The organism is Allobosea lathyri (genome assembly GCF_900108245.1).
GTDB lineage: Bacteria > Pseudomonadota > Alphaproteobacteria > Rhizobiales > Beijerinckiaceae > Allobosea > Allobosea lathyri.
Map to the genome: position 1 here is coordinate 201,129 of NZ_FNUY01000007.1, position 12,283 is coordinate 213,411.

Here is a 12,283-nt window from a genome sequence, read left to right on the forward strand (position 1 = left end):
TTGCGAAAAGTAAGTCATATTGATTCAGGGGCATTAACCCTGAGGGCATGAAAATTGAAATCGGACTGTGGCAACAACGCACCGTAAGTACCGATTCCTGCTCCGAAAACTGCCGCAAAAGGCGCCAGAAAGCCTGCCGTCTGAAGCGGGAAATCGACCAGCGAATGCAATGTCCCCAACAGGGCGACACCGGTCGCGGCGATGACAATATCTACGCCGCCGCCTCGCCTGTTTTGTGCACCTGCGAAACAGGCGCGCGTCAGGATCGCCAGCGTGGCGATCCAGGCTGCGCTCACAGCCGCCGCCAGGGGCAGCCCCATCTCGACCGCGAGTTCGAGTGGAACCGAATGCGCGCGGTCCCAGATTCCAAACAGGCCCAGCTCCTCGGTGCGGACCGAGGGAAAGACGGCTTCGAATGCACCGGGCCCGATGCCGAGCCAGGGATATCGCGCAATGAGGCCCAGGCAGATCCGATAGACCTCCAGCCGATACTGGTCGATCAGGCCGAATTGCTGAATTCTGACGACCACTTCGCCGTTGAGCACGATGAAGGCGACGACGAGCGCCAGGCCGAGCACCAGCAGGCTTGTCGACCGGCGACGCGGCAGCAGCCTGCCACGAAGGAGGAGCACCGCGACGAGAGATGACGCTGCAAGCGACAGGATGAGCCCGGCGCGCGAGGCCGTCATGATGACGAACCCCAGACAGGCCAGAACCGCGACGAGCGAAAGGATGATCGTGGGCGTGATGCGGTCGGTGAGCTGCAGCAGCCGTCCGGCCCAGCCACTGAGCCGGCGCGGCCGACCCGCGGGGATGCGTTGCACCAGCCGGCACGTCCACAGCACCATGCCAAGGCCGAAATAGGCTGCCGCCGTGTTGCTGTTGACGAAAGTGCCGGTGAAGACGTTTCGATAGAAGGTCTTCGGCTCGCCGAGGATCGAGCCGGGGTCGAGACGATAGGCCACGAAACTCAGCACGCCCAGCAACAGGACAGCATAGGCCAGCACTGTCATGACCCGTTCGCCGCCGGCCGGCGTTCGCGCGATGAGCAGGGCGCGCAGGAAGGCGAGCGCGAACAGGATCGGCATCCCCACAGCCGGCAGCGGCGATGCAGCAGTCGCTGCAGCCCGCGCTGCGGAACGCGGCTCGGGGAGAAGGCCCCCGACCTCGCCCCAGATGGGATCGGCGATCCCGGTCCATAACGATGGCGCCTGCTGCAACGCGGCAACGCCTACCCAGGCGGCAAGAAGCGCCAGAGTCAGCAGAATGTATCGTTTGTGAAGGCGCGTGAGACCGCTCATATCCGCCGACGCCAGGCTCAGCCCGAGCAGGAGACACCAAAGCGCGACCCAGCGGTTGTCGGCGGATCCCAGGGGAATCGGCGCCAGCACGAAGACCGCCAAAGCGAGCGCCTGCGAAGCAGGCTCCAGACGGGTCGCCGCCCCGGCAATCATCGGCCAAGGCTCGCGAACAACGCCCGATAGGCGGACAGCATGCGCTCGACCGAATAGCGCTCGACCGATCCACGCGCCGCCGCCGCGAGCCTGGCCCGATAGGCCGGAACGGCCATCTCGGAGAGGGCAGCGACCAGTGTGGGCAGATCCCCTGGCGGCAGCAGGCGGCCATTGACGCCGTCCTCGACGATCTCGGCCGCGCCGCCGATATCCGACATCACCATGGGCACGCCGCAAGCGAGGCATTCGAGCGCCGCAAGGGAAAACGTCTCGACCGCGACGGAAGCGAGCACGCCGACATCGAACGCCGCGATATAGGGCTGGACATCCTCGACATCGCCGATCATCGCCACCCGCGCCTCGATGCCGAGCGCCCGGGCGCGCTGCTCGATCGCCGTCCGCATCGGCCCGTCCCCGACGAACACGGCACGTGCTGCAACGCCCGAAGCCTGCAGGGCGGCGACCGCCTCGACGACATGCAGATGGTTCTTCTCTGCCCAAAGCGATGCGACGACGCCGATGACGAAATCGCCATCAGCGATGCCAAGGCCGGCGCGCATCTCTGCCCTCGCCGCCCGATCCGGCCGGAAGGCCACGAGGTCGACCCCGTTCTGGATCACGACGTCCCGGCGGCTCAGCAATCCCCGCGCGCGCCAATAGCTGGCCTGGCGCTCGCTGACATAGACGAGCGCATCCGACCGCCCGACAGCCCAGCGGAAGACACCCTGGGTCCGTTCGTCACCGGGACGCAGGATCGTCGTGTGGTAGATGCAGGCGATGCGAGCCGCGGTCGCCCCCAGCAATCTCGCGACGATGGCGACGATCAGTGGAGACTGGTTCACCGCGACCACGAGATCGGGCCGCTCGCTCCGCAGAAGGCGCCAGACGCGCCACCATCCGCGCAGGCTCGACATGCCCCGGATATTCAGCTGGATCGCGCCACCCGCTCCAGGGCGACGCTCCATCGCCTGCGCACGACGCGTGCCATGAGCGACGAGCGTCGTCCTGACATCATCGGCCTGAACGCCGGCGCGCAAGCCCAGCGTGTGAAGCTCGGCCCCGCCAACGCCAAGTCCCGACATCAAAAACAAGATCGATCGCCCCATCGCACGGCTGTTATCAGATCGTCTTAGCTTCATCCAACGACAGGCCCGCGACAGGGAATTTCGCAATCGCACATATCGCTAAAATGCAATCGATTCCGCGAAAAGAGCTCTAACAGGTCACCGCTATGACTCGATCCAAGGTCAGACGCCGCCACCGAAAGATGGGGCAGAGGCCAGCCCGCCATCAGCTAAGCACCAGGACACCATGGCAGCCTCATCGACCCAGGTTGTGCTTGCGCCGAACACAAAGTTCGATTGGTCCGGAGCAAGTTATTGGATTCAGGATGCGGGCAAAAACTATAGCCTGACCGAGGTCGACAGCGATACGCTTCGCTTCGAAGTGCGCAGTGGCGACGTCTGGTCCCAGGTCGACAGCAACAGCATCAACCGATCCGAGATCGCGTCCACCGTGCAGATCGCGAACGGTACGCCGATCCACATTTCCTATGAAATGAACATCGAGCAGGGCGGCAGCGCGAGTTGCTACTGGACGGTTCTCGGCCAGTTCCACCAGAACGATTATGAGGGTGCGCCGAGCAACTCGCCGCCTTTCGCCATCTCCCTGTCCAATGGAAAGATGACGGTCGTCATCGGCTATACCGCCGCGTCAGGGCAGACCGTCTACAAGACCGTCTACACCGACACTGCCGATGTCCTGCAGAATCACGACTACAAGTTCGATATCGACATCGTCTTCGATCCCAATGGCAACGGCCACCTCAACCTGATCCGCGACGGCGTCAAGATCGTCGAATATGACGGCCCGCTCGGCTATTCCACGCAGAGCAGCGTTTACTGGAAACAGGGCATCTACCGGCCGGAATCATCGGAAACGATGGCGGTCAGCTATTCGGACCTGTCGCTCACGACCGGCGCCCCCATCGCGCTGGCGCCGACGAAGCTGGACACCCAGTACAAGGTCAACCAGTACGGCAGCGACGGGAAGCTCGCGACCACGACGCTCGAGAATCCCGATGGTTCGATGAGCGTGCAGACCTTCGATTCCGCCGGCCTGCTGGCATCGATGGTCACGCGCAATCTCGACGGGACGAAAACCACGCTCTTCTACGATGCCTACGGCACGATGACGCAGAAGGTGCTCACCTCAGCCGACAATTCGCGCGTCGTCGATACCTTCGCCATCACCGGCAAGACCTACACCTCGGAGCATGCCGTCTACGACAAGACCGGCGCGGCCACGAGCCTGACCCGCTATCTGGCGGACGGCCAGGTCGAACTCCAGCAGAAGTTCGGAACATACGCGGTCACGACCTATTACCAGTACGACGCTGCGGGCCATCAGACGCTGAAGAGCGTGACCCAGGTGACGGGCGCTCGCGAAGTCTTCCTCAGCCATGTCGAAGGCAAGGATTACACCAGCGAGCACCGGATTTACGACACGTCCGGCGCGATGACGAAGCTGCTGCGCTATCATGATGACGGCACGCTCGCTTACACGCAGATGCTCGGCGGCAGCGGGGCGACCACCTACACGGCATATGATGCTGCCGGCGCATTGCTGCGGAAATCTGTGGTTCAGGCGAACGGAGCCCGCGAACTGTTCGAATATGGTGCGAACGACGCCATCAACCCCGTCGCGCACATGACCTATGACAGCGCCGGGACCATGCTGACCAACACGCAGCATCGCGCCGACGGCAACACGGTAATCTACCACTACAACATCACCGGCCAGTCCTATGCGTCCGACGCCATAACTTATGATCCGAGCGGAAAGATCGCCCTGATCGTCCGCTATCACGCGGACAAGACGCTCGACTACAAGCAGCAGGTCGGCGCCGACGGGTCGACGACCTATCAGAAATACGACGCGGCAGGCACGCTGAAGCAAAAGACGGTGGTCGATCTCGACGGCTCGAAGGACGTCTACGATTACGGCGTCAAGGACAAGGGCTACACCTCCAGCCTGCTCTCCTATGACGAAAAGGGCGCCCTGAAGCACATGGTCCAGTACTGGGACGATGGTGCCCAGCGCGTCTCCGATTTCGGCATCACCGGAAAGAGCTATGTGACGGAAAACGTCACATACAACGCCGCCCACATCGCGACGAGCGTCACGCGCTATCACGCCGATGGAACGCCGGACTATGTGCACAGCGTCTCGGCGGATGGCAGCAGCTATTCCGCCTTCTACGATGCCCTGGGCAAGCAGACGCTCGCCATCTCGACCAAGGCCGACGGCTCGCAGGTCGTCAAATCCTATGCCGCCGACGTCGTCATGACATCAGGCGGCGGAAACGACAGCTTCACGAGTTTTGGCTCGGACAAGTTCGTGTTCCATCCCGATTTTGGCAACGACACCATCTACGGCTTCAAGGCCGGCGACTCGCCCGCGCATGATACGCTTCAGTTCGACAAGGCGGTTGTCGCCGACTACGCGCATCTCAACATGGTCCAGCATGGCGCCGACGTGGTCATCACCGCGACTCCGCACGACATCATCACGCTCAAGGGCGTGGCGCTCGCCTCATTGACGGCAAACGACTTCCTGTTCGTCTGACCCGTCGCGTTTGAGGTCAGCTGCGACGCGCCCGGACGGACGCTCGCGACAGGGCCGGCAACCACCGCCAAGCGGAAGCGGATCTCAAAGTGTTTCCCCTTTTGGCCGCCGCGCTTTAGACTTCGCGCGCGGCCTCCCCGGCGGGGAACGCCGTTGCGTCGCGCGCCGCACCTTGCGCCAACGACGAAGGATGATGCGCCCGTTGCTGCGCTGGGTGAAACGTATTCTCGGACAGGAATCGTCCAGTCACGAGCCTCCACCGGTGCAGCCGTTTCGTCCGAGAACTGCTCAGGCCCCGACAGCCGCTGGGGCGCCGACAACTGCGATTGCCCTGGCCGAAACCGATCTATGCATCGCGGCAATTGGCGACCTGCACGGCCGCTCCGACCTGCTCGCCCAGATGATGGTGCAGCTCGATCGACTCGCAGCCATCGAGACGATTCGCCTCGTCGAGGTCTATCTTGGCGATTATGTCGACCGGGGCGCGGATTCGCGCGGCGTTCTCGACGCTCTCATCGCACGCCAGCGCCTCACGGACCGGAAAGTCGTCTGCCTTGCCGGCAATCATGAGGCGATGCTGATCTCAGCGACCCGCTCCGATGACGACTTCGTCAGGTGGATGGAATATGGCGGCCAGTCGACGCTGCGCTCCTATGGGGTGCAGCCGCCGCGAACAGCCCGCGAGGTCACTGCCGCGCGCTCTGCGCTGAACGCCGCGATCCCTCGCGAACATCTCGACTTCCTCAACGGGCTCGATCTCTTCTACCAGCATGACGGCTTCTTCTTCGCCCATGCCGGCGTCCGCCCGGGCGTTCGGCTCGCGCAACAGAGCGAGCGCGACCTGCTCTGGATCCGCGACGCCTTCCTCAATTCGACAGCCTCATTCGGCGCGGTCGTCGTGCACGGCCATACGCCACAGGCACGTCCTGTCCTGCGTCACAACCGGATTTCGATCGATACCGGCGCCTATCAGACCGGCATGCTGGTCTGCGCGGTCATCTCATCGCACGGGGTGCGCTTCCTCGATGCGCGCGGCGGAACGATCAGCGGGACTGCCTGACCCGCTGGGCATCGGTCCATTGGAGCAAGCTGGTTTCGTGCGGAAACGTTTTCGTCATCCCGGGCGTAGCGGAGCGGAGACCCGGGATCCATTCCGGAACCTTTTGCCGGAAATGATCCGGAATGGATCCCGGATCGGCGCGGCTAAAGCCGCTTGTCCGGGATGACTCGGTTCCGACTGAAAACAGCCCGCTTCAGATCATCAGGCCGGATGCGACATCCGGCTCGATAATCTGAAGCCGCCACCGCTCAGCGGCGGGCGGCCGCATGATAGGCGGCGATCAGCGTTGGAATCTGGGTCTGCCAGGACAGTTCGCGAACGACGCGCTCGCGCCCGTAGCGGCCCATGCGCTTGCGCGCCTCGTCATCGCCCAGCAGCGCGACGATCTTGTCGGCGAAATCGACCGGATCGTTCTTCGCCGCGTAGAGCGAAGCATCGCCGGCCGAAACCCTGCCTTCCTTGACGTCGAACTGAACGATCGGCTTCTCGACGGCCATGTATTCCAGGATCTTGTTCATCGTGGAGAGGTCGTTCATCGGATTGACGCGGTCGGGATTGACGCAGACATCCGCCGTCGACAGCACTTCGAAAAGCTCGCGGTCAGGCGCGCGCCCAAGAAACGTGACGTGATCCTCGAGCCCGAGCCGCGCCGACATCGCCTTCAGCGACTCCAGGCTCGGACCGCCCCCGACGAGGCAGAACTGCACGTCGTTGCGCCCGAGCTTGTGAACCATGTGGTCGACGGCTTCCAGCAGGAGATCGACGCCTTCCTGGTCGCCCATCACCCCGACATAGCCGACAAGGTAGCGCCGGCCGTTGCGAAACGCAGGGTTTGGCGGAACCGCCTTGATGCGGCCGATATCGGGCCCGCTTCGGACCGTGAAGACCTTGTCCGGCGCCATGCCGCCGCGTGTGCAGGCGATCTCGCGATAGCTGTCATTGGTGGCGATCGACACATCAGCCAGCCGGAACGTCAGGCGCTCGAACAGGACGAGCAGGCGCCAGAAGAAGCCGCGCTTGTTGAACTTGGCCTCGTAGAGCTCCGGGTTGATGTCGTGATGGTCGAAGATGAACCGCTTGCCGAGAAGCTTGAACGGCAGCGCGACCAGGAAAATCAGGTCGGGCGGATTGCAGGCATGGATCGTATCGAAGCCCACCCCAAAAAAGACCCGCCAGGCAAGCCTCGTTTCGGCCCATAACGCCGCCGAATACTCGCGCAGATAGCCGGCCGCCGATCCGGCATCGAGCGGCAGCGTATGCCGGTGGATGTGAATGCCGTCGATCACTTCATAGACGGCCTCGTGGCCTTTGCCGGTCGGGCAGATGATCGAGACCTCCGCGCCGGCCGCCTTCAGGGTGCGCGCCTCCTGCCACACGCGCCGGTCGAACGGCACGGGCAGATTCTCGACGATGATGAGGACCCGCCGCCCCGCCAGCGCTTCGCGCGGCACGGATGCCTCGAATGGAGCCTCGGCCGAAGCCATCGGCAGGGGAGCGAGTTCGATCGTCTCGGACACAGCCATAAGAACGTTCCTTGAACTCAGGCGAGGGTGTTGATGTCGACGATGGGGCCGATGCTGGCGGGCAATTCCTTTGCCGCGCCGCTTGTGTCGATCACGAGATCGAAACTCCGCTCCAGGATGAAGTCTCGCGACACCAGCAAATCCGGCAGCCCGGGCAGATGCGAGAAGATGTAGCCGAGGTTCTGGCCGACGAGATGACTGGGCTCGAGCGCCGGGTCGAAGATCGCCAGCTTGTAGCCCGCCTGCAGCAGTTTGCGGGCCATGTCGACATTGGGGCTTTCGCGCAGATCGTCGCTGTTGCGCTTGAAAGCGAGCCCAAGCATCAGCACTGAGCCGCCCGGCGCCAGACGCTGCGTCACATGCTCGAAGAGATAGTGCTTGTGGGTGTCGTTCGAGCGGATGAGCGAGTCGACCAGCTGAGCATGCACACCGACATCCGCCGCAATGTACTGGAGCGCCCTGACATCCTTGGGCAGGCACGAGCCGCCGAAGGCCCCGCCGGGCCGCAGATAATAGGGCGAAATATTGAGCTTGGTATCGGCCACGAAGATCTCGTGGACCTTGCTGGCGCTGATCCCGAGCTCCAGGCAGATGCGCCCGATCTCGTTGGCGAAGGTCACCTTCAAGGCGTGGAAGGTGTTGTCGACGAATTTGGTGAACTCGGCTTCCCGGTAGCCCGTATAGAAGACCGGCGCGGAGATGTTCTTGTTCAGCTCCTCCATCCGCTCGTTGGACTTGCCGTCATGCGTGCCGATGACGATCTTCGGCGGAGCGAAATAGTCGCGGATCGCCACGGCCTCGCGCAGGAATTCGGGGTTGTAGACGAGCTCGACCACTCCAACGTCGCCGCCAAGGGTCGCCTTGAAGATCGGCCGGATCAGCTCGTCGATGGTGCCGGGCCGGATCGTGCTGCGATACACCACGGTGAGCGGCGTCGTCCGCTTGCGGTCCACCGAAGTCGCGATCTGGCGCGACACTTCGGCGATGAAGGACATGTTGTGCGCCCCGTCCGAACCGCTCGGCGTGCCCACGCAGACGATGGCCATGTCGCAGTCCTGGATACGATCGGCGCCGCTGGTGGTGCAGGTCAGGAGCCCCTTGCCGACAGCCTCGCCGAGAAGCTCCTCCAGGCCGGGCTCCTTGATCGGCGAGATGCCGGCGGCGGCTTCTGCGACCTTGCGCTCGGATACGTCGATGCCGACGACCTCATGCCCTTCCTTCGTCAGGCACCCGGCTGCCGTCAGGCCCACATAGCCCAGGCCATAGATGGCAATCTTCATCGAGAACCCCGTCGGTCGGCAAATCTGGCCCGCTCGCGAGCGGGGCGGGCAAGCACGCCAATGCCCGCCTAGGCCTCGTCCTATACGTCGCTCATGAAAATGATGCAACGCAACAAAAAGCTTGCATTGAGCAAATTCTGGGCTCTTTTATAGTTTAGATCGGTCGGGCGACCCGGCCAGAGACAAAAAAACAAGCACGACTCGCATCCCGCCATCAAAGCGACTCCGGAAATAAAGGCAACGACGAGCTTAGTATGAGACCGTTGCTTCGTGTCGGAGAGATATCTGGCGTAGACGGATTTCGGGCGATCAGCATCGGCCTCGTACTTGCCGCGCATTACGGATTTGAGCGCGTCATCCCCGGTGGGTTAGGCGTCACATTATTTTTCTTTATCAGCGGATTTCTCATAACGACGCTTTTACTTCGCGAATTTGATACAAATAACAGAATAAATATAAAAAGGTTCTATATTCGTAGATTTCTACGTCTCCAACCCGAATTATTGATCTTCATTATTCTGAAGGTGTTTTTTATATATTCGCAAAGCCCGCCGATTGAAGATACTCTGGCGGCGATTTTCTATTACACCAATTACCATCAAATTCTGTGGCCACCTCCGGACCCCATCAACGGGTTTCGATTCGTCCAATTATGGTCCCTGGCCGTAGAGGAGCATTATTATATAACGTATCCAATATTATTATCTCTCATCTATAAATTCAAAAAAAATATCGGAATAACGCTCACTTCAATCTGCATAATATCGCTGTCCCTACGTCAAATCTACTGGAGCATGGGATTTTCGCCCGACTATGCCTATCAGGCAACGGAAACGCGGATCGACTCCATCGCTTATGGCTGCCTGGCCGCATTGCTGCTCTGGCACCACGGATCTCGCCTCCAGGCCGTCGCTGGAGGGCAGCGCAGCTGGGCACTCCTTGCGTTCGGATCAGGCGTGCTGCTTGCCAGCCTGTTTCTGCGCGATCCATGGTTCCGTGAAACCATCCGCTTTTCAATGCAGGGAATCGGCTTGATCGCGGTCTTCGTCAGCCTGCAAAGCGGAATAGCGGGCGTCGTTCTCAACCCGTGGCTCGATATCGCACCGATGCGTTGGATCGGGCGGATGTCCTACGCGGCCTATCTCTGGCATCTGGAGCCCGAGCATCTGCTGGCGAGCTTCGTGGATTTCGCGGCCCTGCGGACGAGCCTGCCGGGAACCCTGCTGGCCGGGGCGATTCTGTTGACGGCGACATTCGCCGCCGCGTTCCTGTCGCATTTGCTGATCTATCGCAGCTTCCTTGGACTGAGGCGGCGCTACGGCTCTCACGCCTGAAGGCTCAGCTCCAGTCGATGCTGGTCTCCAGCCCGGAGGGCGGAATCATGCCGCGCCAGACCAGCCGCGCCGCGGGGCGCTTGGCGCCGAAACGCGGCGAGACCCACCCTCCATCGACAGCCCCTCCGCCGGGCAAGGCGAGAATGTCGCCGGGCGCCGAGAATGCGATTCTCAGAACGGCGCGCCCTTCATGCGTCACCGTTCGCGCCGCGCCTTCGCCCGCAAGGTCGAGCCCAGGCGCAAGCTGGAACACCACCTCGGCAGGCACGCCCGTTTCGCCGAGCAGCTTGTCGCGAATGACGATACCGCCGGCGCAGGCCTCCACAGCCCGCCAATGCGTCGCGCCGAAGCGTTTGACATAGCCATCGTGACGCGCCGCGATGCGCCAGTCGGCACCTTCCCGAACCTCATCCAACGTCGCATTGGCCTTGTGCGACCAGTTGAACGGGCCCGCGATCGTGCTCTGATCCTGCCCCTGCAAGGTCACGGAGTTGTGCGCTGGCGTGCCGCGGAACCAGTCCCGCCATTCGCCACCTGAGTGGTACAGGAAGGTGCCGGGATCGACGAAGATGTCCTGATCGTCGAGCGACAGCGTGATGGCGTTGGCATCGGCATGGCCATGTGCGGCGATGGAGAGATAGCCGAGCGGCCCGTGATCGAAGGTCAAGCGCAGCTTTCGGCCAGCGCGCTCCTCCCGCACGACCGTATAGCCGCCCTGACGAAAGCAGCGCACGCCTTGCGGCGCTGCTTTCGTGTCATGCGGGGCAGCGAAGACCGCATCGCGCAATTCGGCTTCGCTCTCGACGGGCGCAAGCTCGGGCGGCCGGCCGAAATGGCCGGCGATCGCCCGCGCCACCGAAGCGGGATAGCGCGTCTCATGGCCGTCGCTCAACGACAGGACGCGGCCCTCGTCGTCATCGCAAATGGCGGGTACGAAACCTTCCCCATCGGCCAGCCAGGCGACGAAATTCGCGAAAGCCGTCAGGCGCTCTTCCACGATCGGGGCGAGAGGCCGCCCGCCCGCGCGGGCCACGACATCCGCGACCAGGAGCATTTCCGCAGTGAAGGCACCATAGGTCGGCGATTGCTCGGCTCCCACGCCGTCGGCCACGATCTGCACGCCGGCCTCATGCTCGAGAACCGCGCGGGCATGCGCCGCGATCTCCCCCACGCGCGGCAGGTCAGGCAGCGCATAGGCGGCAGCAAATTCGCCCATGGCCTCGGCCATGAGATGATTGTTGGCCGAGGAGAACCGCGATGGATAACGCGTCATCCAATAGAGATGGGCGGCCAGAATGACGCCGATGCGCGTGACGGTATCGGCCCGGAGACGCTCACCGCAGAGCGAGAGGACAAGAACCAGACTGACGGCCCGCAGCGCAAGCTCGATGCCGGAATTCCATCCGAGCCCGCCGAAGGGCGGATTGGCATCGGACCAGCTCTCGATCGCGGCCTCGATCGCCGCCAGAGGGGCTTTATCCTCCGGCCAGAGGCAGGCTGCCGCAGCCAACGGCTGCAGGAACTGCAACCGATTGAAGTCCCAGACATATTTGATATCGCCAATGCCGCGGGCGTGACGATATTTGAGATCGAAGCAATAGATCTCCGCCCCTGGCCACGCATTCCCCGTCACCGGGTCCAGCCGCCATATGGAGGCGGGAAACAGATCGGCCGGATCGCGCTGTGGCCAGGCGACGCCATGAGCCGCGAACCGGCCGGCCAGCAGCTCCGTGACCGAGCGGCGCAGAGCCGCATCGAATGCCGGGTTGCGGCCGGCGCGCAGCGCCTCGGCGAAAGCCGGCACGCCCCTGACCTCTCCGGAATAGCCGAACGCCTCCCAGCCATAGGTCCGGCGGCGCGAAATCGACCGGCGCGCCTGCTCGACACCGCGATGCGCAATTTCCGGAACGCTCATATTCGCGAGGCGCTTGACGTACCATGCCAATGACATTCGTAGGCGGTCCTTGATCGAGATTTTGGGCCGTTCGAGAGGCGAGAAATCGGG

Annotated in this window: 8 protein-coding genes; 3 read left to right on the forward strand and 5 right to left on the reverse strand. The window is 62.7% G+C overall.

Annotation, left to right across the window (positions count from 1 at the left end; translation table 11 throughout):
• Positions 1-14: 14 nt before the first annotated feature.
• Positions 15-1,454: an O-antigen ligase family protein gene (locus C4S73_RS17545; protein ID WP_103873802.1), complete on the reverse strand. Its 1,440-nt coding sequence runs from the start codon at positions 1,452-1,454 to the stop codon at positions 15-17.
• Positions 1,451-2,536, reverse strand: coding sequence for a glycosyltransferase (locus C4S73_RS17550; protein ID WP_160115812.1), 1,086 nt, complete (start codon positions 2,534-2,536; stop codon positions 1,451-1,453). Before C4S73_RS17550 ends, C4S73_RS17545 begins: the two co-directional genes overlap by 4 nt.
• Before the next feature lie 229 nt (positions 2,537-2,765).
• On the opposite strand from C4S73_RS17550, the gene C4S73_RS17555 reads away from it, so the two are divergent.
• Positions 2,766-5,081: a heparin lyase I family protein gene (locus C4S73_RS17555; protein WP_103873804.1), complete on the forward strand. Its 2,316-nt coding sequence runs from the start codon at positions 2,766-2,768 to the stop codon at positions 5,079-5,081.
• Between the two features lie 262 nt (positions 5,082-5,343).
• A complete protein-coding gene (locus C4S73_RS17560; RefSeq protein WP_244595643.1) occupies positions 5,344-6,141 on the forward strand; it encodes a metallophosphoesterase family protein in 798 nt (265 codons plus the stop codon).
• A 248-nt stretch (positions 6,142-6,389) separates the two neighbouring features.
• Here the strand turns inward: C4S73_RS17560 and C4S73_RS17565 are convergent, their stop codons facing one another.
• Entirely contained in the window at positions 6,390-7,625 is a 1,236-nt protein-coding gene (locus tag C4S73_RS17565; RefSeq protein WP_244595661.1) for a glycosyltransferase family 4 protein, read from the reverse strand.
• A gap of 56 nt (positions 7,626-7,681) precedes the next feature.
• Entirely contained in the window at positions 7,682-8,944 is a 1,263-nt protein-coding gene (locus C4S73_RS17570) for a nucleotide sugar dehydrogenase (RefSeq protein WP_103873806.1), read from the reverse strand.
• 254 nt (positions 8,945-9,198) lie between these two features.
• On the opposite strand from C4S73_RS17570, the gene C4S73_RS17575 reads away from it, so the two are divergent.
• Complete coding sequence (locus tag C4S73_RS17575; protein WP_103873807.1) at positions 9,199-10,278, forward strand: acyltransferase family protein; 1,080 nt, start codon at positions 9,199-9,201, stop codon at positions 10,276-10,278.
• 4 nt (positions 10,279-10,282) lie between these two features.
• Here C4S73_RS17575 and C4S73_RS17580 read toward each other — a convergent pair whose 3' ends face one another.
• Positions 10,283-12,229 carry a heparinase II/III family protein gene (locus C4S73_RS17580; RefSeq protein WP_103873808.1) on the reverse strand — a complete coding sequence of 649 codons (1,947 nt, stop codon included), beginning with the start codon at positions 12,227-12,229 and terminating at the stop codon, positions 10,283-10,285.
• Positions 12,230-12,283 lie beyond the last annotated feature (54 nt).

Bases quoted from the DNA above. Each gene is read 5' to 3' on its own strand.
- C4S73_RS17565 (WP_244595661.1), bottom strand. From the start codon at position 7,625: ATGGCTTCGGCCGAGGCTCCATTCGAGGCATCCGTGCCGCGCGAAGCG.
- C4S73_RS17570 (WP_103873806.1), bottom strand. From the start codon at position 8,944: ATGAAGATTGCCATCTATGGCCTGGGCTATGTGGGCCTGACGGCAGCC.
- C4S73_RS17580 (WP_103873808.1), bottom strand. From the start codon at position 12,229: ATGTCATTGGCATGGTACGTCAAGCGCCTCGCGAATATGAGCGTTCCG.
- C4S73_RS17575 (WP_103873807.1), top strand. From the start codon at position 9,199: ATGAGACCGTTGCTTCGTGTCGGAGAGATATCTGGCGTAGACGGATTT.
- C4S73_RS17545 (WP_103873802.1), bottom strand. From the start codon at position 1,454: ATGATTGCCGGGGCGGCGACCCGTCTGGAGCCTGCTTCGCAGGCGCTC.
- C4S73_RS17550 (WP_160115812.1), bottom strand. From the start codon at position 2,536: ATGTCGGGACTTGGCGTTGGCGGGGCCGAGCTTCACACGCTGGGCTTG.
- C4S73_RS17555 (WP_103873804.1), top strand. From the start codon at position 2,766: ATGGCAGCCTCATCGACCCAGGTTGTGCTTGCGCCGAACACAAAGTTC.